The sequence below is a fragment of the Desulfobotulus sapovorans DSM 2055 genome, assembly GCF_059569355.1.
Map to the genome: position 1 here is coordinate 1 of NZ_JCANVJ010000028.1, position 22,171 is coordinate 22,171.

The window sequence follows — 22,171 nt, forward strand, 5'->3', positions numbered from 1 at the left end:
CTTAGCCACAATATTGGTGATCTTTTCTGCAGGAGAATGCGTAAAAAAGCTTCGTACCAAGGAATAAAAGAACTCGACGCGTGGAGCAAAAAGGTGTAGAAGCCTTTAGTTCTTTAGAAAAATATAACATCGAAATACAATTTTCGGTGGCGATAGCGTCAAGGTCACACCCGTTCCCATCCCGAACACGGAAGTTAAGCTTGACTGCGCCGATGGTACTGCATGGGCAACTGTGTGGGAGAGTAGGACGCCGCCGGATTCTTTTAACGCCCCGTCTTCAAGGTGAAATTACCTCGAAGACGGGGCGTTTTTTTGTTGCTGCCGAAAAAAGGGGTCAGACCCTTTTGATTCAGCCATGCAATCGCAGATTTTGTCCATGCAGCATTGAACCCATCGTTCCCACGGTGGAGCATGGGAACGATGGCTGAAGCAAGATGGTAATCAGACTGTTTTTTCCCGATCTGTTTTTTATACGGAAAACTTGTTTCTTGTGGCCTCTATGGTTTATGGTGGGAGCATCTTTTTTTGAGGTTTTTTGGGAATTTTTACGGATTTCAGAGCGTGGAGGAAGCATGGTGCTGCGGCAAATTTTTATGGGGCTGGTGGTCTTTTCATTTCTGATCCTGCCAGTTTTTGGGTGGGTGGATGAGGCTTTTATTCCCGTGTGGGAAAAGGATTACCGGACAAAGGGGGCCTCTTCCGGCGGGACAGTTTCCGGAGATAAAGTCACCAATTCTCTGGGGATGACCTTTGTGAAGATTCCTGCCGGGGAGTTCTGGATGGGGTCTCCTGAAAATGAGCCTCAAAGGGATGATGATGAAAAACGCCATCGGGTCAGGATTTCCAAAGATTTTTACATGATGACCACGGAAGTGACGCAAGCGCAGTGGGAAAGGGTGATGGGAAAGAACCCTTCTGACTATAAAAACTGCGGCAAAGACTGCCCGGTGGAGAATGTTTCCTGGAATGAGGTTCAGGAATTTATAAAAAAACTGAATGCTATGGATAAAACCCTAACGGTACGCCTGCCCACGGAAGCGGAATGGGAGTATGCGGCCCGTGCGGGAACGGAAACGCCCTTTGCCTTTGGACGCTGCCTTTCCACAGATGATGCCAATTATCACGGGAACTATCCCTTATCCGGATGCTCCAGCGGTAGTTATCGAGGAACCCCCGTCAAGGTGGCTTCCTTTAAACCCAACGCCTGGGGGCTGTATGATATGCATGGCAATGTGTATGAGTGGGTTCAGGATGTGTACAAAAGTTATTATGAGACCTTGCCTGGAACGGATCCCATATATGCGGCAGGCAGCGGCCGCCGCGTCTATCGGGGCGGCGGCTGGAGCAGCTACGCCGGGAGCTGCCGTTCGGCCAATCGCAGGCGCGAGGCGGATAGTCGCAGCAACGACCTGGGGGTTCGCCTTGCAGGATTCTAACCTTTTGTCCTTTTAACTTTTTTACCTTTTGTGGCGCTTTTTTCCTTTTTCTTTTTGCGGCCGAAGGCCGCCCCAAGCGGCTCGTGTTTGGGACGTGGCCGGGTGTATGGCCATACGTCCCAAACACGAGCCGCCGGACGAAGCCTTCCCTACCCCTCAGGAGGATTCATGTTCAGAATTCTGACCTTTCCCTTTCATCCGGAAAAAGGCGGGTTTGATGACAGCCTTCTGGATCGTTTTCTCCTGAACAAACAGCTTGTCTCCTGGAAGGCGGAGTTTTTTCAGGAGGGGGGCAGAAGTTACTGGACGGTTCTTCTCTTCTGCGACCCTTTGGCTGGAGGAGAAAGCCCGCCGCCGGAACTCGACCTGCAGCTTTCCGCCCCAACCGGAGACGCATGTTAAAAGGTTTGAAAGAAAGGGAAAAAGCCTGTAAGACAGGAAACATCACAGAAACGCAGTACGAGGACGGTCTTCGTTCTGTTTTTGCCCATATGGCCTTTGCGGATACCTTTATGCTGCGAAGCCGTGGGCTTCTGGGGGAGAAGGCGCACTGAAGAGCGCCGCGTCAATCGGGGCGGCGGCTGGAACAACAACGCCAGGAATTGCCGTTCGGCCAATCGCAACAACAGCCTGGGGTTTCGCCTTGCAGTACGCGGGAAGGCGGGGGGGGCCGTTCACGGACAGAATGCGTGTGCGTCCCGTGTCCCGTCTTCTCTCTCGCTCCGGCCTGCCGGACGAAGAACGTGCAGGAAAGCACGGCCTCTTTGAGGTGGTATTTTCTTTAAAGCCAGTACGAAAAAGAAAATGGGGGATCCGATGGGTCTGGTTCAGTCCTTGAAAGCCATGAGCGTTGAAGAGAAAATTTTTGCCATGGAGCTGCTGTGGGATGAACTCTGCCGGGAAGGAGGTACGCTGCTGCCATCCCCAGAATGGCACAAAAGCGTCCTTGAAGAAAGGGAGGCCCTCCTTGAAAGGGGAGAAGAGGTGTACATGGATTGGGAAGAGGCAAAAGAAAATATACACAATACCGTTTCAATATAATCAAGGAGGCAACCATGAACCCCGTAAAACCCCTTGCAGGCCTTGCCCTTTTTTTGCTTCTTGCCGCTCCGGCCCTTGCCAACACCTGCCCTGTGGCCTCGGACATTGCGGCGAAGGCGTCCAAAGAGTTCAGTAAGGATCGCACCAAGGGCCTTCAGCTTTTCATCAAGGCCGAATCCCTTTGCCCTGAGCCGGAATATGCCGCCAACCTTGCCATGGCCTACTGGCGTTTTGGTGCTCCGGACAAAGCCATTGAAGCCATGGAAAAGGCGGTAAAGGCCAAGGGAGAAGCCCAGTGGCAGGCCAACCTTGCATCCATGTATGTGGAGACCGGGAAAAACCCTGCACGGGCCTTAAGCCTTGCGGAAGCGGCGGTGAAAAGCGATGCCAGCAGCCCCAGATATGTCCACATCCATACGGAAGCCCTTCTCCTTTCGGGCCAGGATCAGAAGGCTATGGACAGCATCCGGGCCGCCAAAAGCAAATGGTCTTCTGAAAAACGCATTGCCGCCCTTTACGATAAGGTGCTGGATATCCGCATGAGCGAAGGCTTGCGGGCCATTCAGGAGGGAAAGGCGGATGCGGGCATTGCGGTTCTTTCCGGTCTCACCTTTGATCCCAAGGGGGCCCGCAGCCATGCCTTAAGCCTTGCGGCCCTGGGCCGTATGGATGCGGCCCTTTCCGCCGCCACGTCTGCGGAAAAAAGCTTTTCCGGCAACGGTGCTGTTCAGGGCCTTCGGGATGAAATTCTTTCCGAAGAGGTGGCTTCCCTGTATGCCGCATACGGCAGGGGAGAAAAGCCCCAGTCCCTTGGCCGTGCCAAAGCCATCCATGAAAAATATCCCGATGCGGCCATGGCCAGGGAGGCCTACGACAAGCTTTTTGCCGCTTTTATTGGTGATGTTGCCAGCATTGATGTGCCTGAGGCGGTTGCGAGAAACCGGAGAACCGAAGGGAGCGGCGGTCAGGCCGAGGCCCTGCTGGCGGGTATCCGCAAGCCCGTAGCTGCGGTTTCAGCGCCTGTGGCCCTGGAGGAGAGTGAGCTTCTGAAAAACATTCCCAAGACAACGAGACCCAATCCCCATGCCGTGGCGGTGATCATCGGCAACCAGCGCTATGCGGCCCAGGGCAAGGGGGTGGTGGACGTGGCCTATGCGGAGCGGGATGCGGCCATCATGAAGAAATATCTCATCTCCACCCTGGGCTATGACGAGAAGAACATTCTTTTCTATCCCAATGCCACGGGGGCGGATCTGCGGGAGGTTTTCGGAACACGGGAGGACAGGAAGGGCAAGCTGCGGAATTTTATCCGGGATGGGGAGTCTGATGTGTTCATCTACTACTCCGGGCACGGCGCTCCGGGGCCGGATGGCAAGGCCGCCTACCTTGTTCCCGTGAATGTCAGTCCGGATTATATCGCAGCCAACGGCTATTCTCTGGAACTTCTCTACGGGAACCTCGACGAGCTGCCTGCGAAATCCATTACCGTGGCCCTGGATGCCTGCTTTTCCGGAGAATCCGGGGGCGGTGCCCTGTTCAAAAACATCAGTTCCATGGTACGGAACGTGCCGTCCAACCGCATGGTCAACAATGCGGTGGTTTTTACCAGCACGGATAAGGGGCAGGTGGCCACCTGGTACGGGGAAAAGGGGCACAGCCTTTTTACGTATTTTTTCCTGAAGGGGCTTTCCGGTGATGCGGATAAAAACCGCGATGGCCGTATCACGGCAGAGGAGATGCAGGGCTATCTGAAAAAGGAAGTACCCTACCAGGCCCGCCGGGAATCCGGCAGGGAGCAGAACCCGCTGATGACAGGAGATCCTGGGCGGGTGCTGGCAACTCTGAAATAAGGTGCAAAGGCAAGGATTTGTCTTATTCCTGCCATGGCTTAGCCATGCCGCATCAGGTCTGTCTTTGCCTCCATGCCCTTTCTCTCAGAGGTAAGAACAGGCGCAGGAGCGCCCGGCAGTGCGTTCCCACGCTGGAGCATGGGAACGATCGCTGAAGTAAGGTGGTAATCAGACTGGTTTTTCAGGGGCAGGGTCTTTCTGAAGGACTTTAGAGGACAGGCCCCGTTTCTGTTCTGAGCCTGTCCACAGGAGGCATTTTGATGGCGGTTTTTTCCCTAAGGCGAGCAGGCGTGCTTTTTTGTATGCTGATCTTTCCCCTCTTGTTGTTGAGTCTTGCCGCCTGCGGCAGCAAATCTGTTTCCGGGCCTGTTCCGGATCTGCATCCGGACTGGTACGTTTCTTTGCGTTCCGAAAAAAACATCCTGCGCGGGGTGGGGGAGGGCGAAAGCCTTGCTGAGGCCGATGCCATGGCCCTGGCGGACATCTCCCGGCAGATGCAGGTGCATGTGAAGTCCCGTATCGAAAGCAGGACGGAAGATACCGACGGCAGTGTGCACCGCAGGGTGGCCCAGGAGGTGGCCCTTGAGACCAGCCGACAGATTCATCGCGCCGACCGCACTTACCACGCACCGAGAAGCGGGGTGCATTATGTGGCTTTGGAAGTGGATCTCCGGCCCGATGCGGACATCCTTGCGGAACGTATCCGCAGGCGCTGGGGAGGAGAAGGGCTTTCCCTTCCTGAAACCCTGAATCTGGAAGGCCCCAAAGCCCTGACTCAAGGGGAGATGGCCCGTCGTCTGCGTCAGCTTCTCACCTCCCCTGAGGGAAGCGGTACGCGCTCTCTGCCCCTTTCCCTTTCCCGCAGGGACGGCGGCTGGGTGCTGGGGCTTTGCAGCGAATCCCTTCCCATTGCGGAAGTGAAGGGACTTTTTGATTTTTCCGTGCACACTTCCGGGGATATGGAGCTTTTCATGGAAAATCCTTCGGGAAAACGGTATCCGAACCGTCTGCACCACGGAGATGAGGTGGTGTTCCGCATGGAAGGGCCTTTTGCCTCCGGCTACCTGTCCCTTTTCAATGTCTACCCCGATGGCCGGGTGAGCCTCATGGAAGACAATCTTGGCGTGAAAGGGGGAGGGGCACGTATTCCTGAGCCGTCCGGGGAGTATTTTACCAACGCCATTCTGGAGCCGGGGGTGGCCCAGCTTGATACCTATGTTGCCGTGTTGACCCAAAGGCCCGGCTCCCTTGTGCGTTTTCGCCATCTGAGCGATGTGGAGGGGCTGATGGAAGGGGAAGGCAGTTACGGGGCCGAGGTGCTGGCGGATTTTCTGGACAGACTGCCCGAGGACAGTGCCGTTTCCGTTCTGGTGGTGGAAACCCGGCCATGAGACCAGAACGGGAGGTTTCCCTGAATGGCGGGGGAGAGGAATCCCGCATTTTTCTTGCCGCAACTCCGGAAGTGGCGGGTCAGGAGGTTCCCCTTGCGGAGACGGCCTCTCAGGCCCTGGCCGCATGGGAGGCCAGGGCTGGGGAGGTTCTGACGGTCACGGCTCCGGATGGACGCCTGTTCCGGGCACGGATGCTGGGAGAAAAGGGCCGGATTGCTGCGGCCCTCTGTTTTGAGGATCTGGGCATCCCCCCTACCGAGCCTTTTGTGCATCTCTGTCAGGCCTTTCCTGAAAAGGAGCGTTTTGAACTGGTGCTGGAAAAGGCCACGGAGCTGGGGGTGGATGCGCTGCATCCCTTTGTTTCCCAGCGCTCTTCCAGCCTTGAAACGCGGGATGCGGGCCAGAAAAAATCCCACCGCTGGCCCCATCTTCTGCGCAGGGCATCCCGACAGTGCCGCAGGCCGGATCTGCCGCTTCTCTTTCCTGCCAGGGATTTTGAGGGCCTTTTGGAACTTGCGCTTTCTGCGGGTCTGTGTCTGGTGCTGGATGAGCGGGAACGGGAGCTTCATTTTTCAGAAGCCCTGTCCCGCTATGCGGGGGGAAGCCTTGTGCTGGTGGTCGGCCCGGAAGGGGGGCTGACCCGGGAGGAAGTGACCGCCCTGCGCCGGGCAGGTGCGCATCCCGTTACCCTTGGACGACGGATTCTGAGAACGGAAACTGCTGCCATCATGGCTGTGGGCCTTGCCCGGTACCACAGCGCTTTTCCCATGGTCTGAGGTCTCTGTTGCAGGGTCGGGGTCAGCGCAGCAGACGGATGTCCTGAATGGCGCCTTCCGGGCTGATCCGGAAGCGCAGATAGCCGCTTTTTCCAAAGGCGGCCACGCCATTGGCGTAAAAGATGGTGTTCTCTTCCGAGGGATTCCGGATGGTCACGCCGAAAAGCTCTGCAATGGAAAGCCCCAGGGTGTAGTGGGGAATCACCTTCTGCGAGCGGATTGTGTCCACGAAACGGGGATCGGCTCCAATGCCGTAGTACATGAGGGGAACCTTGAAGTTTTCCATGTCCATATGGTTATGCCCCCACAGTCCGTTTTCACCGAACATCTCCCCATGATCCGATGTGATGAAAATATGGGTGGAGCCGTCTGCTGCGGCAATTTTTCTGAAATACGCGATGATTTCCGCGTACAGCCAGTCGCTGTAGCGTATGGAATTGTCAAAGGTATTGATGTGCTGTTCTTCCCGTGTGGCGTTTTCTGAACTGAAGACGTCAAATTCCGGCCTGTGGCTGTAATTGCCGGCATAGGGGCTGTGGGAATTTCTCTGGTGGAGGACAATGAAATTTCTGTCGGAAAGGTTCAGATTTTTCAGAAGTTCCAGGATGGCGTCGTCTTTTTTCGTCTGGAAGAGCTTCTGATGGTGGTCAAAGGCGGCGATGAAATCAATGTAAGAGGTGTTCACGCCATTGAGGCAGTTGATGTTCTGGGCGGAGATGTAAAAGGTGCTGAAACCCTGGGCCTTGGCCAGTTTGAACAGGTTGCTGGTCTGGCTCTGTATGGGAAGGGTATCCAGGGGGTGATACTGCACGGTATAGAAGGCGGGAAGGCTGGAGCGTGTGGCGTTGGCACTGGCAATCCCCAGACGTGCAATGAAGGCATCGTTTTCTTTGGCTAAGGCCTCCAGCCGGGGGGTGGTGGTTCTTGGATATCCATAGAGGGACATGTGGTTGGGAGTGGCACTTTCGCCCATGACCAGCACCACAGTCCTTTTTTGTTCCGGAAGGTCATGATGTTCCAGTTCGTAGGCGGGAAAGACCTGACGGGCTTCGCTGCTGCCTGTGGGCAGCAGGATAAAGTTCAGCCAGGCATAGTAGCTTTGCAGGCTGTTCACAAGGGATGGGTCGGATATGATGGGAAAAAAGCTGAAAATATCATCGGAGTCACTGTGTACCTTCATCCGGACACCCGGGAAAATCAGGATAAGGGTAACCAGCAGGGGCATATAGGGGAGTTTCCATCGGAATTTTTTTGTGGCATAAAGAAGAAGTCCGGAACAGGTATAGGGGATTATTACGGAAACGGGGACAAAATAGAGACGGAAGGTACTGCTTATCGCTTCTTGTCCCACATCTTTTGCCTCAATGAACATCTGCTGTATCCAGAAGGGATTGATGAAGTCTCCGAAATAGGCCAGGGAGGCAAACTGGGTGATTTCGAGAAGGCCCAGTATGCCCAGTACCAGAGCAATGAAGAGAAACCTGCCGCATCCGGTCAGCAGCAGGGCGAAACCGCAAAAAATCCAGAAGTATTTTTCATTGAACCAGAGCATGTTGGCCGGATGAAACCAGGTGAAGAGCAACCCCGGAAGCATGAGACAGAGGGCAATGGCAAAACTCAGCAGTCCATGGACACAGAGTCGGGTAAAAATTTTGAGGTACGGGATTTTCATGGTGTGACCCTGTTTTTGTATGGTTGTGCCCTGAGGGCACCTCTAGACGCCCGGTAAAAATCAAGCCTGCATTCTTTACCGTCGTTTTCCCCCTTTCTCAAGACTTAAGTCATGAAGGATATCGCGATGAAGGAACAGCGCAGATGGCCCCGTGTTTATTTTTCAGCCAAGGATGTTGTGGAAGGTGAGGTCTGGATCAAGGAAGGACAGCTTATTCCTGTCCGGGTGTTGAATATCAGTGAAGGCGGTCTGGCTTTGAGCCTTGTTTCCCGGTCTGGCCTTCAGTGGCAGAAGGGAGACCGTTTTCGTCTCATGGCCGTAAAGGGCAAGACCATGAGCCTTTTAACAGCCCCTGCTGTGGTGGAGGTCATGTGGGTCACCCAGTCCGAAGGCTTTGAGCAGGTTGGGATTGGCTGTTCTTTTCTGTATCTGGTTCCTCCGGATCGGCATCGTATTCTGCGTTTCATGGAAATGATCTGATCCGCATCGGGTCTGTCCGGGATGGATTCCAGATGCGGATTCTTGCGGCCTCGGCTGAAGACGGTTTCTATATCCAGCCCATGAGGCGTTGAAACCATCTGGGATAAGGCGGGTAACGCAGGGGAAGATCCCTCCTTGTGCTGGTTTCCACAAGACTTTTGTAATGGGAGAATGTCCGGAACCCCGCCTTTCCGTGATAAGATCCCATGCCACTCGGCCCCACCCCTCCCAAAGGACAGGAGGTGGGAAGACAGATGCACCAGGGTATCGTTGATGCAGGCCCCGCCGGAAGAAGTTCCCCGCAGCACCTTCTCACACAGATTTTTGTCTTCACTGAAAACATCGAGGGCCAGAGGTTTGGGCCGTTTTCGTACAAAGCCGATGGCACTTTCCATATCCAGTTTCCAGAGAAGGGATTCCCGAGGATACTGGCTCTGGGCGCAGGAGCGCCCGGCAGGGCCTTTCCATGCTGGAGCATGGGAACGATAGCTGAAGCAAGATCGTAGTCAGAAAGATCTTTTTAAAAAAGGCTGGATTTCCAGACATTTTTAACGCATGGTGGGCATCCGTTGTAACGTGGCGGGGGGGGGCCGCCTTGACCTTGTAGAGCCTGTTTTGAGAGGGAAAAATGAAAAACTTTTTTGATTTTGACACAGTGGCCCAGGCCTTTCCCCTTTCAGGGAAGCTTGAGGATCTGACGGCTTACCTCACGGATTCCCTGCAACGTCAGATTCTGTTCTGGGATATTTTACGTAAAAGGGGCAACATCTATCTGGAGCATCTGGAGAAGGGTCAGCCTCCTGTACTGGTTTTTGACTATGAAGAAATCCTGGATGCCCGCACCTTTGAGCGACCCGTGAATTTTTCTCTGGTGCGTATCCTTGAAAGCCGCAGGACTCCCGAGCCTGACCGGCCGCAAGGAATGGAGCGCAGGGAGGAGGCTTCAGCACCGGATGTCCAGAAGCGATCCCTTCCCAAAAGACCCATTCTGGTCATTGATCCCCGTGCAGGGCACGGGCCGGGTATCGGTGGCTCCAAGCAGGATTCTGAAATCGGTATGGCCCTCAGGAACGGGCATCCCGTGTATTTCATGCTGTTTTACACCCAGCCCTGCAAGGGGCAGACCCTTGCGGATGTGCAGGCAGCCCAGGTGCGTTTTCTGGAAGAGGTGCATCACAGGCATCCCGATGCGGAAAAACCCGCCATCATTGGCAACTGTCAGGCGGGATGGGCTGCGGCCCTGGTAGCGGCGGATCGCCCGGATATTGCAGGTCCCCTGGTTTTAAACGGATCGCCGCTTTCCTACTGGTCCGGTGTGGATGGGGCCAATCCCATGCGGTACAAGGGAGGACTGCTTGGCGGTATCTGGATGAATTCCCTGCTCAGTGATCTTGGAAATGGTTTTTTTGACGGGGCAAACCTGGTGGCCAATTTTGAAAACCTGAATCCTGCCAACACCTACTGGACCAAGCTGTACAGTGTCTATGACAAGGTGGATACGGAGGAGGAACGTTTTCTGGATTTTGAGAAATGGTGGGGCGGTTTCTTCATGATGACCCGTGACGAGATCCATTTCATCGTGGAGAATCTTTTTGTGGGCAACCGTCTGGAACGGGGCAAGCTCTGGCTTCAGGAGGGGCAGGTTCTGGATCTGAAGAAGCTTGAGGATCCCATTGTGATCTTTGCCTCCAGCGGCGATAATATCACACCTCCCCAGCAGGCCCTGAACTGGATTCCCAAGGTATATGAAACCACGGAAGATCTGAAACGGCACAAACAGGTCATTATTTATATCGTGCACAAGGACATCGGGCATCTGGGGATCTTTGTTTCCGCCAAAGTGGCCCAGAAAGAGCATAACCAGATCATCGGTTCCGTGGAAATGATTCCTTATCTGGCTCCTGGGCTTTATGAAATGGTCATTGAGGATGAGCCCTCAAAACCCTGGATGAATGATTACAAGGTACGCTTTGAGGAACGGACAGTGGAGCATATTCTGAGCTATGATGACGGTGTGGCCGATGAGGAGGCCTTTGTCCCCGTATCCACCCTTTCCCAGGGCAACGATTATTTCTATAAGCTTTTTTTCAGCCCCGTGGTGCAGAAAATGTCAAACCGCTACACGGCAGAAGCGCTGAAGCAGCTTCATCCTCTGCGTGTGCAGCGGTATTTGTTTTCGGATCTCAATCCCTTCATGCTGCCCTTTAAAACCCTGGCACCCCAGGTGAAGAAACACCGCAGGAGCGTAGACAGAAAGAACAATGCCTTTGCACGTATGGAGGGTACCTTCTCGGTTCTCATGGAGGAAAGTCTCAACCTCTATCGGGATGTGCGGGATAAGCGGGACGAGTTTCTGTTCAAGTCCATCTATGACAATCCCGCCATGAAATTCTTTTTTGCCCCGGCCATTGAGGGGCTGATCCATGGTAAAAAGCCGGAAGAGGAAATGCAGGCAAAGGAAATGCAGCGGCAGTCGGATCGGGAATACTGGCTTTCCAGAATGGAGGACGGTGGTTTTGCCGAAGGGCTTGTACGTATCATGGTTGCGATTCTGAATGCGGATGGGGTTTTTGACCAGAGCGAGCTGCTTGTGGCCCAGAAAGTGATTCTGGAACATGCCAAACTGAGGCGGATGAAGCCGGAAACCTTCAAGAAGATGGTGGTGGAACAGTCCCGCATGTTGCAGGTGGACAGGGAGGCTGCACTGGCAGCCCTGCCCGGACTGATCCGTTTGAAAAAAGATCGGGAAGAGGCCTGTCATATTGCAGAGCGTCTTGCCCATGCGGATGCGGATCTGGCGGAGACGGAGCGTCTTCTGCTGGATCGCCTGCGTATAGTCTTGGAGCTTGCCTGATAGCTGGGAGGGGTATCGGTCGTGTTTCTTGTGGGGATTCAGGAAGAACAGGGACGGGGACTCTGGGTGAGTATCGTCCTTATGGACAGGATGCAGGTGGTTAAAAAGTACAGGGTGGAGAGGCATTTTTTCCAGCCCTGTACAGGACTTTCCGACCTGGAGGCTTTTCTGGCAGGCCTGCACAGGGATGGTGGACTTGTTGTCCGGAAAAAGCAGTTCAGTCAGTTGGGAAGACCCCCCAAATATGTACAGGCCGGTCCACGGGTTCTGCTGCGTCCTGAAGGGGGGAGGGAAGGGGAAGGTCTGGTGGCCATGCTCCAGGCCCTGTCTTTTCCCGCCCCTTTTTTATGCCTGAATGAAAAAAGAGCCTTTGCCAGACTGTCCTGTGAAGGGGTTGCGGAAGAGGCATTGGTTCAGCTGGTTCACGGGCTTTGTGAGGAAAAGAGGCTGGATCTTGCCGGTACATCCCCAGAAGTGGCCAGTCCTGCATTCTTGAGTACAGGACTGGCCCTCTGGGGCGGTGAAAAAATCTGGCGTATGGTGCGTTATGGCGGGTGATGATCTGGAAAATCTTCTCTATGGATTGTAGGTACTCCGTTTCCGGATAATTTTATGGTCTCCTTTTTCAAGTCGGACGGTGGCGTCGTCTTCCCGTCTGAAGCCAGCATTTTCGCTTGTGATGCGAAGGGTATATTCCCCTGGGGGAAGGGTAAGCCGTTTTAAACGGATGGTATGGGGCAGGGTGAGCCAGGAGCGGGTATCTGCCATGCAGGTGGATGCTGCCATCAGGGAACATCCGTAGGGAGGCATACCTGTCAGGACACAGGTGGAAAGCCGTAAGGCTTCCACGGCCATGGCCTCGGTCAGTACGCTTTGTGCCTGCACCAGCGTATTGGCCATGTGCAGGCTTGCGATATTGTCCGCATCCAGAAGGACTCCTCTGGCCTTGCCGTTGACCGCCAGATGGCTTTTGAAAGGGGCGTCATCATAGTAGAAGAGGGGAACGGCAAGGCGGACTCCCAGTTCCAGAGCCTGAAACAACCCTGGAATCTGATTGATAACGGGAAGCAGAGGGCCGATTCCTACGGTTTTGGGACGGATTTCATTGGGATTGTAGCGACCTTCCTGGTGGATACGCTGGACAGCATCGAGAATCCCTTTGGGGGCGTAGAGGTAGTAGAACCAGGAAAGCTGGTAGGCTTTTTCCTCCGGTGTGCCTATGAGAATAGGGCTGATGTTCAGTTCATTGGTATTTTTATTTAGACGCATAAGGAGGTTCAACTCTCCCTTGGGAGAACTCATATCGACTTCCTGAAGGACAAGAAGTTCGGCATTTTGTCCAGGGAGGTACTGCTGGATACGGTTTTTTATTTCCGTATCGGAAAGACTCTCCATAACACGCTGCCAGCGGGAGTCTCTCTGGGTTTTCAGGATGCGGGCAGTATCAAATTTTGCCTGATCTATCATCTGCGGACTCAGTCCGTACTGCTTGACATACCCCTTCTCATAAACATTGGCGCTTCGCTCATAGCTGATACGCGCGTTGTCCAGCTCTCCATAGATTTCATACATGACACCAATCATGTAATGAAGAAAGGCGTTGTCCCGGAAAGTCAGTTCTCTGGGATTGAACACTTCTCCGTTCAGTTTGGCAAACAAATCCAGCAACTGGTTCAGCAGTTTGGCCTTGTCTTCTTCCGCCTCTTCATAGGATCCTGCTGCGATAAGATGGGAATCCAGCAGGGTCTGAGCCCGTCTGCCTTCAATGCGAACCCCGTCAAGCAGCCGATCTCTTTCCTGTCGGCTGATATCCTCTTCGGCCAGATAAATATAGTTCAGCATTTTATAATAATGGATGTAGATCCGTTCAAAGATTTCACTTTTATAGGGAATCATGGTGGCGTTGCTGGCAGAGCGGGTGAGCAGATCCGTGATGCTGGTGCCATAGAGGTTTTCGGAAATTTCATAGGCTTCTTCCAGCAGGCGGTTACTTTCCCTGTAATTCCCCTCTTCGTGCCGGATCAAACCCAGCTCCATAGCTTTGAGGAGGGCATCCCTGTCTGCTGTCAGAATTTCCTGAAGTTTGGTACCGGCTTCAGTGTAATTGGCCTGTCGAAAAGCAACACTGACGGCATCTGTTTTTTTTGCGTATGAGGCGCATCCGCTCAGAATAAAGAGCAGCAGAAAAAGCACAGGAAGCATAAGGCGCTGTGCGGTATGCTGTTTTGGGATGGACATATGGGGTGACTCCCGTGTGGGGTTGCGAGAAAGATTCAGAAAAAAGGTACCGCAGGTCGGATCAGAGGTGCTGGAAAAGTCCCCGTGCCAGGGCATCCGCCAGTTTTTGGGCCATTTCCTCTGCGGCTTTGCTGCGGGCGACACCTGCGTCACTGGAGGAGGATCTGCCCGATTCATTCAGGGAGTACAGAATACGGCCTTCAGGGGTTTTCACCTGGCCCTGGGCCTGGGTCACCATATGGAAAAGGTTCCCCCTTTTGACGGGATTCATGGAAAGATTCAGGCTGAGGATAAGGTCGGGATTCTGGCTGTGCAGCGCAAATCCCATACTGTTTAAGGTCTGGCCGATGATGTTCTGCATTTTTACGGCTTCATCATTTTCCGCATCCATGCGTATGGTCAGGCTGGAAAGAATGCGACGTATCTCCGTTTGCAGGGCATCGGTTTCACTGCCCTTTTCCCTGTCCGGAATCTGACTTCCCGCAGCAAGAAAAGCGATCTGTTCCAGAATCTTACGGCGTTCTTCGAGATCCTTGAGGCTGGGCAGAATATGGCGAACCCGCTCAAGGGTACTGCCGCTTCCTGTTCCCCTTTTCAGCAGTCTGTCCTCAATATCATCCAGCTGGAACAGAAGATCACTTTCCGTCTGGGCACGGTTGAGCCTGGCAAGAACCCATACTTCCGTTTCAGGCGGGTTCACCCAGGTTTCCAGGATTTCAATACCGCTCATTTCAATCTCATGCACCCGGCTGCTGACCTGCTGTTCCACAACTTTCTGGATGCTGACAAACTGGGGGTCACTGCCCTCAACCCGTGTGCTGCTCTGGGTGACACCGCTGACCGTCACCCGGAGCTGGGAGAGCAGATCCACCCGGGCAGCTTCCTGGGCACGCTGGATGCCTGTGCGGGTTTCACCGTAGGTGGCGGCACTGCCGACACCAAAAACGTAGCCCGCTTTGCGGGGAGGAGCCGTTGTCCATGCGGGTCGGGCTGCGGGGTCTTTCGCCAAAGTCTGGGGTTCCATACCTTTTCCCATGCAGGCGCTGAGGATGAAAAGGCAGAGGAGCAACGTACTGAAGAGAGGTCTCGACATGGGATGTCTCCTTTTTGCATAAGAGAAGGGATTTCAGGATCCATCCCCACCATGAGGACGATGAGAATAGGGCGTTCTGAAAATCCCTTCTGTAAGATGCGTTCTGTTTTTTTGTTAGAAGCGGAATTTGCTGCGTTCCTGGAATTTCTGGATACGCTTCTGATCTGTCCAGACTTCCTTGTTGGTGGTCATATCAATGAGGCGAAGGTCAATCTGATAGCTGGTTGCCCGACGTCCATCCACCTGATCCACAAAGGAATCAATGGATCCGGAAAGGGCGAAGTTGGCTCCCGTTTCCTGGGCAATGGCTGCTGCGGTTTCTGCTGTCGCCTGAAATTCCTGATCCATCCTTTCTTCACGGATGGCTGAGCGAACCTCGCCTCCGGCCACAAAGTCCACCTTGCCGGAACGGATCAGTGCTCTGCGGATATCATTCACAAAGGTGTCTACCGCAATGTGTTCATGGGAACGGTTGCGAATGCCCAGTACGATGACCGTGGGCTGGGGGTTTTTCGGATTGCTTTTCTGCCATTGGGAGACCCAGGGAAAGGACAGCATGTCGGTGATCATCTGCTCGGAGACCTGCCGGGAGTCTGTGGCATTCCACTTGTCCGTGAGGGCGATTTCTTCATTGGGATCCACACGTTTGACCGTTGTGCCCCCGCAGCCTGCCAGGCTGACGAAAAGGGCAAGGAGTGCAAGAATGGACAGAAATCTGAATTGGGGCATGGCATCCTCCTTGAAATGTGGCATGTGTTTTCATGAAAAGAACTGTGACGGTCAGAATCCGGTAAATCCGGATACCTTGGTGAAAAAGTAAGAATAGCAATTTTCTAAAGTACCGGGAACGGAAAGTCAATTGGGAAGCGTACAGGAGAGCGGATTTGGATCCGGACAGTGCGGTTTCTGGCCTTCCGGTTTCCTGGCGGATGCCAGAGAACCTTTTTCCTCTTGAATCTTGACCGGTGCTGAAAAATACCGTAGAAACTGCTGCAAGGCCGAAGTGGTGGAATTGGCAGACACGCCAGACTTAGGATCTGGTGTCTTTGACGTGGGAGTTCGAGTCTCCCCTTCGGTACCACAGAACAGAAGAGGAAGACCGGGGGTACCGGACTTCCTTTTTTTGTTTCTTTGTGTTGAGTGCAGGGAATGTGCCGGACAGGGACAGGGAAAGGGATAAGGATGCGATTTTTAATGCTGGAGCCTTACTATGGGGGATCCCACAAAGCCTTTCTCGACGGTCTTGTTTCTCTGCTGCCCCATGAGCTTGACGTACGCACTCTGCCTCCCCGGAACTGGAAATGGCGGATGCGTTCCGCTGCCCTGGATTTTCTCAAAGAGCTGCCGGATCTTTCCCTTTATGAGGGTATTTTCACCACCAATATGATGGCCCTTGCCGAATTCAAGGGGCTGGCGGGGGAGGCCTGCCCCCCTGTTTTTCTTTATTTTCATGAAAATCAGTTCGACTATCCGCCATCACCTCTGAGTACGCCGGATCTGAATCCCGCCATGACGGATCTGACCTCAGCCCTTGCCGCAGATGGTCTTGCCTTTAATTCCCGTTCCCACAGAAACCGTTTTCTGGAAACGGCCGCAGCCGTTCTTCGCCGTTTTCCAAAACCCCGGATCGATTGGACACTGGATCTTATTGAAAAAAAGAGTCAGGTACTCTATCCGGGATGTGACCTTGGAGGTTTTGGGCAGGGGAACAAGGATTTTTCCCATAAGCCGCGCTGCATCGTCTGGAACCACAGATGGGAGCATGATAAAAATCCTGGGGAATTTTTTGAGGCCCTTTTTCTTCTCAAAAAACGGAGGGTGCCTTTTCGTCTCCTGCTTCTTGGAGCCAGGGGAGTACGGGTTCCGGATAGTTTTCTGAAGGGAATGGCTGCGCTGGAAGCGCATCTTGTGTCAAAGGACTATCCTGAGAGCCGTGAAGCGTATGCCCGCTGTCTGTCTTCGGCCCACATCGCCGTGAGTACGGCGATTCAGGAGAACTTTGGCATGGCGGTGGTGGAGTCCATGGCCGCAGGCTGTGTGCCCCTTTTACCGTCAAGGCTTTCCTATCCGGAGATTTTACCGCCTGTGTTTCATAAGGATCTGCTGTATACCCACACAGCTGATCTTGCGGCGCGTCTGGAGAGTCTTCTTACGCTTTCCTCCCAGGAGATGCAGGGATTCTCTTCCCTGGTGTCCTGGGCGGCGGGGTTTGACTGGCAATACCGGGTTCATGCTTTTGACGCGGCCTTGAAGGATATGGTTCTGGCCGCAAACCATATGAAAAAGAGGAGGATTCCATGACTGACACCGTTACCGTTCATGCCAGAATTTCGCTGAGCGCTGAAACCCTGGCTGCTGTTGTGAAGCATTCCAAACGATGCGCCAGGGAGCAGGGCGGAAAGCCTGATCCTGCGGAAACCCTGAACCAGATGTTAACCCGGTTTCTGTCGGAAAAGGATTTTGAGTCCTATGTGGAAGATCCGGAAAATTACGGACAGGCGTAAAGGCAGGGACGGATGGGGAGTGCAGGGACAGATTTTAAATCTGCCCCTGCGAGGGGATGATCAGAGCCCTTTTTCTTTCCGGTTTCTCTGCCGTTCCTGGGGGTTCAGCCAGGTTTTGCGGAGGCGGATGCTCAAAGGCGTTACTTCCACCAGCTCATCTTCTGCGATGAATTGCAGGGCGGATTCCAGGCTCATGGGTTTGACGGGGCGCAGGGTAACGTTGTCGTCCTTGCCCGAAGCCCGCATATTGGTCAGCTTTTTTTCCTTGCAGGGATTCACGTCCAGGTCATTGGCCTTGGCATGGGCACCGACGATCATGCCTGTGTAGACAGGAGATCCCGGTGTCACGAAAAGTTCGCCCCTGGGTTCCAGATGGAAGAGGGCGTAGGCCACGGCCTGTCCCGGACGATCCGATACCAGGGAGCCGGAGAAACGGCTGGGAAAATCTCCCCGGTAGGGTTCATAGCCCGCAAAAAGGGCGTTGAGGATGCCCGTCCCCCGGGTGTCTGTGAGAAACTCATCCCTGTAGCCGATCAGGGCACGGGAGGGGGCGATGAAATGCATGCGCACCCGGCCTGAGCCATTGTTGATCAAGGATTCCATGCGGCCTTTGCGGATGGACATTTTTTCCGTCACAATGCCCATGAAGGCTTCGTCACAGTCAATGAAGACCTCTTCCATGGGTTCGGTTTTGATCCCGTTTTCCTCCTTGAAAATGACCTCCGGCCTGCCCACGCACAGCTCAAAACCTTCCCTGCGCATGGTTTCAATGAGGATGGCCATCTGGAACTCTCCGCGACCCTTGACCAGAAAGGTTTCCTTGTCTTCCGTGTCTTCGATCTGGATGGCCACATTCCGTAACGTTTCCTTTTCCAGCCGGTCGCGGATTTTGCGGGACTGTACAAGGTTCCCCTCCCTGCCGGACAGGGGGGAGTTGTTGGTGGTGAAACGCATGGACACGGTGGGGGCATCCACGCGGATACGGGGCTGAACCAGGGGATTGTCCAGGATGGTGAGTGTATCCCCGATTTCCACATCGCCATTGCCGGAGAGCACCACAATTTCTCCTGCCAGGGCATTTTCCGTACGGACGAGCTGTGTGCCTTCATAGGTCTGGATGGTGGAGAGGCGGAAGGGAACAAGGGTTTCTTCGGCGCTGGCCCGCACAATGGCCATCCGGCTTTTCAGAGTGCCGCTGCGGATCATGCCAATGGCAAGGCGACCGAGGTAATCCGAATAGCCGATATCCGAGACCAGCATGGAAAAGGGGCCGTCTGGATTGACCTTGGGAGGAGGAATATGGGCCAGGATGGTATTGAAAAGGGGGGTCAGGTCTGCTTCAAGACCTTCCGGCGACAGACCGGCACGGCCATCCCGGCCGATGGTGTAAAGGCAGGGGAAGTCGATCTGGGTTTCCGTGGCATCAAGGTCAATGAAAAGGTCGTAGATTTCATTGAGCACTTCCTGAATACGGGCATCGTGACGGTCTACCTTGTTGATGGCCACAATCACCGGAAGGTTGGCTTCAAAGGTTTTTTTCAGGACAAAACGTGTCTGGGGAAGGGGGCCTTCAGCGGCATCCACGAGAAGGATGGCACCGTCCACCATGGAAAGTGCCCGCTCCACCTCTGCACCGAAATCCGCATGCCCCGGAGTGTCCAGAATGTTGATTTTGGTATCCTGATAGCGGACAGAACAGTTTTTGGCAGCAATGGTAATGCCCCTTTCCCGTTCGATGTCCATGTTGTCCATGATACGGTCGGCAAATTCCTGATCGGGTCGGAAAACCCCGCTCTGGCGGAACATGCTGTCCACCAGGGTTGTTTTTCCGTGGTCAACATGGGCGATGATGGCAATATTTCGCAGGTGCAGATTTTCAGATGACATGGGATTCCTGAGCGCCTTCCCGCAAGAGGCGGGATGTAAAATGTGAAAAGCAGGCTTGCAGCCCCTGGATGGAAGCAGGCAAAAAACCGCTTTTTATACATGAAAAAATATACAATTGACAATTCCTATTTCAATCCTGTATGTTTTTTCATCCTTACAACGTTTTTGACGATAGCACAAAGACTGGCCGGAAAGTATTGCTTTTTTATTCATGCAGGCAGCAAGGCCTGAAGTTTGTCCTTTCCATCCATCCAGGGTGTCCCGGGGCCAGATCCCCTTTGCCCTGAGGGAAACGGCCCTTCGGTCAGATCTTCAGCAAGGAGAACAGGGATGAATGAATTTTTAAAAAACCTCCGCTCTGCCCAGAAAGATCGTGCACAGGGAAGCAGCAGAAGCCACAGTACCCCCTATCCCCACCCGGATCGCCGGGCAGGTGCGGATCGGCGCGATGCACCACCGCGAAGAAGTCCGTATCAGGCCACGGAAACGATATTGCAGGGAATCGGGGAGGCCCTGAATGGTATCCATGGGCTTCTTCAGGCCGTCGGCACCTCTGTGCAGCAGATTGCGGATGCCTGTGACCGGCGTGCGGATATCGAGGAACGCAGGCTGGAGATGCTGGAAAAACTCCTGCCCCTTGCAGGAGAGGTGCTGGCCAGGCTGCCCCAGACCGGAGACGGGGGGGAAGAACGGGAAGCTTCTTCTTCTGAGGATGCCGGGGAAATGCCCGTAAGAAGGGTTTCCCGCGAGGAGCGTAAGATGCTTGTCCAGCGCATACGAAGCATGCGTGAGGACGGTGCCACCTACGATCAGATCGCGGAATATCTTGAGAAAAACCAGATTCCCACCTTTTCCAGCAAGGGGAAATGGCATGCCCAGACCATACATCGTCTCTGCCGTATGTCGGGAGAGTAAGGGGAAGTCCCGTATTGGGCACATTGTTTTTACTGATTTCCATCCTGCTTCAGCTATCGTTCCCACGCTGGAGCGTGGGAAGGATGGGTTCATGCTGCATGGGCAAAGTCTGCGACTGCATGGCTGAGTCAGAGTGGTAATCAGATTGTTTTTTCTGATGCGTGTTCTGCCTCAGTCCCTGAAGGGACGCCGGTTCCATTTTGTTTTTCAGGTGATGAGAATCTGAAATGGGGGGAGGGTTTTTACCCTCCCCCGTTTCATGCAGGATGGAGGGAATCTGTTTCAGGGGGAAGAAAGGATCCGTCCGCATAAATCAGGATGCGTTCTCCGGAGTGGAGAAGGGCCTCCACCCTTTTGGGCTGGGTGTTCACGAGATCCCAGTGCAGGGCCGAGTCATTGAAGCCCAGGGCGTCTTTGTCCGATGGGCTGAAATTGCGGAGATCGCCCGTGAAGCTGTCCGCATAGGCGGAGCCGATGGCAATGTGGCAGTTGCCCCATTCCCCGCCGTAGTTTTCGTCAAAAAGGGTATTGGCCATAAAACGGTTGATACGCGAGAAGGTTTTGTCCGTCAGGGAAAACTCCCCCACACGCCGGGCACCGGCATCGGTTTCAAGCTGGCGGTGCAGAAAGGCTTCCCCTTCCTCAGCCCTTGCCCGGATCACCTCCCCCTTTGAGAAGTCCAGCCGTACGCCGGAAATTCTGTGTCCATTGCGAAAAGAAATCTGGTCGGCATAGAAGCTGCCCTCCGTTCCCCGCCAGTCCGGTGAGATGAAAAGCTCAAAACTCGGAATGTTGTGTCCCGACAGCCCCAGCCAGCGCCTCTGTTCTCCGGGGGTGATTTTCAGGTCACAGTCCCCGGACTGGATGTGGAAGTGCGCCACCTTCAGGCTGCTCAGCCAGGTTTTCAGTTTCTGCGCCCTCTCAAGAATCTCCCGCCATCTGGCCACGGGGTTGTCCATATCGAGAAAGCAGGCATTGAAAACCTGTTCCGTGTACGCCTCAAACGGAAGCCCCGCATGTCGGGCCAGCTCTTCGGTGGGATAGATACAGAGTGTCCAGCCAAAATCTCCCCTGGCATCCCGTTCATCGAGAATATCCTTGAAGATCTTGCGGCTGCGTGCAAAACAGGCAATACGTCCGGGGTCGGTGCGGGCAAGGTGGGTCAGGGATTCCGGTGCATGCAGGGTGATGCTGCCGTTGAGGCGGGAAAAAAGTTCTTTTTCTCCCGGAGCATGGAAGGCGATCTGGGCGTCGGATCCTTTCCCGTAAAAGGCTTCCTCCATGGCAGGAGAGAGGGTGATGCGGGGGATGGGATGCACTCCCTTTTCCAGCAGTTTTTCAAAGAGGATTTCTGCCAGGGGAAGGGCCGGGGCATGGTAGCGCAGCAGCACCACGTCCTCTGCTGAAAGGGGGCTTTTCCGGGCCGTATCCAGAGCCCAGAGGAGGACATCGGCGTAGCGCTTCAGAAAGGGTGAGGTCATGAAACCCTCCTTGCTTCAGTGGTGGTGGTTGTCTTTGAGGAAGAGGGCATGGTACTCATCCTCGGAAAAATGCCGTTTCAGACAGGTATAGATGAGGTCGTGGAGGGCTTCCATGTCTTCTGCGCTGAGCCTGGGCATAAGGGCTTCCAGACAGGTGTCATCGGAAAATTTCTGGAGCAGGAAGGCAAGGGTCTCTTCATCGGATTTGCGGTCAAGACCGAAGGCACCGATGCCTTCGTAACGTTCTACAAAAAGATGGGAATGGCGATTTGCTGTCATGGGAGTCCTTATCGGGCTGGAGGCTTTGGGAGAGGCTTCCGCTGCTTGTACCAGAAGGAAAAAGCACTGGGAAGGGTTTCCTGCTTTGCGGGGAGGCCACATACTTGTAAGGGAGGAAGCGGATTTACCAGGCCCGGACAAGATACTGAAGGCCACCCCTGTTTGAGTATGGGGTGTAGCACAGTCTTTTCAAAAGACAAAATGATTCCCATCCGTCTTCAGCTGGCGTTCCCATGCTCCAGCATGGAAACGCTGGATTCAAAGCTGTAATGGT

General features: G+C 54.2%; 20 protein-coding genes, 1 tRNA gene and 1 rRNA gene. 15 read left to right on the top strand and 7 right to left on the bottom strand.

Going from position 1 to position 22,171, the window contains the following annotated elements; genetic code table 11:
• Positions 1–142 precede the first annotated feature (142 nt).
• The 8 genes from rrf (at position 143) to BR04_RS14760 (ending at position 6,494) form a co-directional block, all read left to right on the top strand.
• A 5S ribosomal RNA gene (rrf, locus tag BR04_RS14725) occupies positions 143–259 on the top strand.
• A 313-nt stretch (positions 260–572) separates the two neighbouring features.
• Positions 573–1,436: a formylglycine-generating enzyme family protein gene (locus BR04_RS14730; protein WP_496356786.1), complete on the top strand. Its 864-nt coding sequence runs from the start codon at positions 573–575 to the stop codon at positions 1,434–1,436.
• Positions 1,437–1,604: 168 nt separating this feature from the next.
• Positions 1,605–1,838, top strand: a complete 234-nt coding sequence (locus tag BR04_RS14735) for a hypothetical protein (protein ID WP_496356787.1) — start codon at positions 1,605–1,607, stop codon at positions 1,836–1,838.
• Entirely contained in the window at positions 1,832–1,990 is a 159-nt protein-coding gene (locus BR04_RS14740; protein WP_496356788.1) for a hypothetical protein, read from the top strand. Before BR04_RS14735 ends, BR04_RS14740 begins: the two co-directional genes overlap by 7 nt.
• Before the next feature lie 250 nt (positions 1,991–2,240).
• Positions 2,241–2,477, top strand: coding sequence for an addiction module protein (locus BR04_RS14745; RefSeq protein ID WP_496356789.1), 237 nt, complete (start codon positions 2,241–2,243; stop codon positions 2,475–2,477).
• A gap of 14 nt (positions 2,478–2,491) precedes the next feature.
• Positions 2,492–4,327 (top strand): caspase family protein, encoded by a 1,836-nt coding sequence (locus BR04_RS14750; RefSeq protein ID WP_496356790.1) that lies wholly within the window; start codon positions 2,492–2,494, stop codon positions 4,325–4,327.
• Between the two features lie 302 nt (positions 4,328–4,629).
• Positions 4,630–5,718 (top strand): hypothetical protein, encoded by a 1,089-nt coding sequence (locus tag BR04_RS14755; RefSeq protein ID WP_496356791.1) that lies wholly within the window; start codon positions 4,630–4,632, stop codon positions 5,716–5,718.
• Positions 5,715–6,494, top strand: a complete 780-nt coding sequence (locus BR04_RS14760; protein WP_496356792.1) for an RsmE family RNA methyltransferase — start codon at positions 5,715–5,717, stop codon at positions 6,492–6,494. Before BR04_RS14755 ends, BR04_RS14760 begins: the two co-directional genes overlap by 4 nt.
• A 22-nt stretch (positions 6,495–6,516) precedes the next feature.
• Here the strand turns inward: BR04_RS14760 and BR04_RS14765 are convergent, their stop codons facing one another.
• On the bottom strand, positions 6,517–8,166 hold the full coding sequence (locus BR04_RS14765; RefSeq protein WP_496356793.1) for a phosphoethanolamine transferase: 1,650 nt from the start codon (positions 8,164–8,166) through the stop codon (positions 6,517–6,519).
• A 111-nt stretch (positions 8,167–8,277) separates the two neighbouring features.
• Here BR04_RS14765 and BR04_RS14770 point away from each other — a divergent pair, with 111 nt between their 5' ends.
• The 3 genes from BR04_RS14770 to BR04_RS14780 all read left to right on the top strand — a co-directional run bounded on the left by BR04_RS14770 (position 8,278) and on the right by BR04_RS14780 (position 12,058).
• Positions 8,278–8,646 carry a PilZ domain-containing protein gene (locus BR04_RS14770; protein WP_496356794.1) on the top strand — a complete coding sequence of 123 codons (369 nt, stop codon included), beginning with the start codon at positions 8,278–8,280 and terminating at the stop codon, positions 8,644–8,646.
• A gap of 628 nt (positions 8,647–9,274) precedes the next feature.
• Positions 9,275–11,500 (top strand): DUF3141 domain-containing protein, encoded by a 2,226-nt coding sequence (locus tag BR04_RS14775; protein WP_496356795.1) that lies wholly within the window; start codon positions 9,275–9,277, stop codon positions 11,498–11,500.
• A gap of 21 nt (positions 11,501–11,521) precedes the next feature.
• The gene (locus BR04_RS14780) at positions 11,522–12,058 is read left to right on the top strand and encodes a hypothetical protein (RefSeq protein ID WP_496356796.1); all 537 of its coding nucleotides are present in this window, start codon (positions 11,522–11,524) and stop codon (positions 12,056–12,058) included.
• A gap of 18 nt (positions 12,059–12,076) precedes the next feature.
• Here BR04_RS14780 and BR04_RS14785 read toward each other — a convergent pair whose 3' ends face one another.
• The 3 genes from BR04_RS14785 to BR04_RS14795 form a co-directional block, all read right to left on the bottom strand.
• Positions 12,077–13,738, bottom strand: a complete 1,662-nt coding sequence (locus tag BR04_RS14785) for a COG3014 family protein (RefSeq protein WP_496356797.1) — start codon at positions 13,736–13,738, stop codon at positions 12,077–12,079.
• Between the two features lie 61 nt (positions 13,739–13,799).
• Positions 13,800–14,831 (bottom strand): LPP20 family lipoprotein, encoded by a 1,032-nt coding sequence (locus tag BR04_RS14790; RefSeq protein WP_496356798.1) that lies wholly within the window; start codon positions 14,829–14,831, stop codon positions 13,800–13,802.
• A gap of 114 nt (positions 14,832–14,945) precedes the next feature.
• Positions 14,946–15,560 (bottom strand): penicillin-binding protein activator LpoB, encoded by a 615-nt coding sequence (locus BR04_RS14795; protein ID WP_496356799.1) that lies wholly within the window; start codon positions 15,558–15,560, stop codon positions 14,946–14,948.
• Between the two features lie 268 nt (positions 15,561–15,828).
• On the opposite strand from BR04_RS14795, the gene BR04_RS14800 reads away from it, so the two are divergent.
• The 3 genes from BR04_RS14800 to BR04_RS14810 all read left to right on the top strand — a co-directional run bounded on the left by BR04_RS14800 (position 15,829) and on the right by BR04_RS14810 (position 17,335).
• Positions 15,829–15,912 (top strand) — tRNA-Leu (locus BR04_RS14800).
• Positions 15,913–16,013: 101 nt separating this feature from the next.
• Entirely contained in the window at positions 16,014–17,132 is a 1,119-nt protein-coding gene (locus tag BR04_RS14805) for a tRNA-queuosine alpha-mannosyltransferase domain-containing protein (RefSeq protein ID WP_496356800.1), read from the top strand.
• Positions 17,129–17,335 carry a hypothetical protein gene (locus BR04_RS14810; RefSeq protein WP_496356801.1) on the top strand — a complete coding sequence of 69 codons (207 nt, stop codon included), beginning with the start codon at positions 17,129–17,131 and terminating at the stop codon, positions 17,333–17,335. Before BR04_RS14805 ends, BR04_RS14810 begins: the two co-directional genes overlap by 4 nt.
• Before the next feature lie 60 nt (positions 17,336–17,395).
• On the opposite strand, the gene typA is transcribed toward BR04_RS14810, so the two are convergent.
• Positions 17,396–19,222 carry a translational GTPase TypA gene (typA, locus tag BR04_RS14815; RefSeq protein ID WP_496356802.1) on the bottom strand — a complete coding sequence of 609 codons (1,827 nt, stop codon included), beginning with the start codon at positions 19,220–19,222 and terminating at the stop codon, positions 17,396–17,398.
• 330 nt (positions 19,223–19,552) lie between these two features.
• Between typA and BR04_RS14820 the strand changes: the two genes are divergently transcribed.
• A complete protein-coding gene (locus tag BR04_RS14820) occupies positions 19,553–20,137 on the top strand; it encodes a recombinase family protein (protein ID WP_496356803.1) in 585 nt (194 codons plus the stop codon).
• A gap of 257 nt (positions 20,138–20,394) precedes the next feature.
• Here BR04_RS14820 and BR04_RS14825 read toward each other — a convergent pair whose 3' ends face one another.
• Positions 20,395–21,618, bottom strand: coding sequence for an aminopeptidase (locus tag BR04_RS14825; RefSeq protein WP_496356804.1), 1,224 nt, complete (start codon positions 21,616–21,618; stop codon positions 20,395–20,397).
• Positions 21,619–21,633: 15 nt separating this feature from the next.
• Positions 21,634–21,897 carry a cytoplasmic protein gene (locus BR04_RS14830; protein ID WP_496356805.1) on the bottom strand — a complete coding sequence of 88 codons (264 nt, stop codon included), beginning with the start codon at positions 21,895–21,897 and terminating at the stop codon, positions 21,634–21,636.
• Positions 21,898–22,171 lie beyond the last annotated feature (274 nt).

What these genes read in the sequence shown, in the direction of transcription:
- BR04_RS14730 (WP_496356786.1), top strand. Translation starts at nt 573, where the DNA reads ATGGTGCTGCGGCAAATTTTTATGGGGCTGGTGGTCTTTTCATTTCTG.
- typA (WP_496356802.1), bottom strand. Translation starts at nt 19,222, where the DNA reads ATGTCATCTGAAAATCTGCACCTGCGAAATATTGCCATCATCGCCCAT.
- BR04_RS14785 (WP_496356797.1), bottom strand. Translation starts at nt 13,738, where the DNA reads ATGTCCATCCCAAAACAGCATACCGCACAGCGCCTTATGCTTCCTGTG.
- BR04_RS14810 (WP_496356801.1), top strand. Translation starts at nt 17,129, where the DNA reads ATGACTGACACCGTTACCGTTCATGCCAGAATTTCGCTGAGCGCTGAA.
- BR04_RS14830 (WP_496356805.1), bottom strand. Translation starts at nt 21,897, where the DNA reads ATGACAGCAAATCGCCATTCCCATCTTTTTGTAGAACGTTACGAAGGC.
- BR04_RS14805 (WP_496356800.1), top strand. Translation starts at nt 16,014, where the DNA reads ATGCGATTTTTAATGCTGGAGCCTTACTATGGGGGATCCCACAAAGCC.
- BR04_RS14770 (WP_496356794.1), top strand. Translation starts at nt 8,278, where the DNA reads ATGAAGGATATCGCGATGAAGGAACAGCGCAGATGGCCCCGTGTTTAT.
- BR04_RS14735 (WP_496356787.1), top strand. Translation starts at nt 1,605, where the DNA reads ATGTTCAGAATTCTGACCTTTCCCTTTCATCCGGAAAAAGGCGGGTTT.
- BR04_RS14740 (WP_496356788.1), top strand. Translation starts at nt 1,832, where the DNA reads ATGTTAAAAGGTTTGAAAGAAAGGGAAAAAGCCTGTAAGACAGGAAAC.
- BR04_RS14775 (WP_496356795.1), top strand. Translation starts at nt 9,275, where the DNA reads ATGAAAAACTTTTTTGATTTTGACACAGTGGCCCAGGCCTTTCCCCTT.
- BR04_RS14760 (WP_496356792.1), top strand. Translation starts at nt 5,715, where the DNA reads ATGAGACCAGAACGGGAGGTTTCCCTGAATGGCGGGGGAGAGGAATCC.
- BR04_RS14755 (WP_496356791.1), top strand. Translation starts at nt 4,630, where the DNA reads ATGCTGATCTTTCCCCTCTTGTTGTTGAGTCTTGCCGCCTGCGGCAGC.
- BR04_RS14745 (WP_496356789.1), top strand. Translation starts at nt 2,241, where the DNA reads ATGGGGGATCCGATGGGTCTGGTTCAGTCCTTGAAAGCCATGAGCGTT.
- BR04_RS14750 (WP_496356790.1), top strand. Translation starts at nt 2,492, where the DNA reads ATGAACCCCGTAAAACCCCTTGCAGGCCTTGCCCTTTTTTTGCTTCTT.
- BR04_RS14795 (WP_496356799.1), bottom strand. Translation starts at nt 15,560, where the DNA reads ATGCCCCAATTCAGATTTCTGTCCATTCTTGCACTCCTTGCCCTTTTC.
- BR04_RS14820 (WP_496356803.1), top strand. Translation starts at nt 19,553, where the DNA reads ATGAATGAATTTTTAAAAAACCTCCGCTCTGCCCAGAAAGATCGTGCA.
- BR04_RS14825 (WP_496356804.1), bottom strand. Translation starts at nt 21,618, where the DNA reads ATGACCTCACCCTTTCTGAAGCGCTACGCCGATGTCCTCCTCTGGGCT.
- BR04_RS14790 (WP_496356798.1), bottom strand. Translation starts at nt 14,831, where the DNA reads ATGTCGAGACCTCTCTTCAGTACGTTGCTCCTCTGCCTTTTCATCCTC.
- BR04_RS14765 (WP_496356793.1), bottom strand. Translation starts at nt 8,166, where the DNA reads ATGAAAATCCCGTACCTCAAAATTTTTACCCGACTCTGTGTCCATGGA.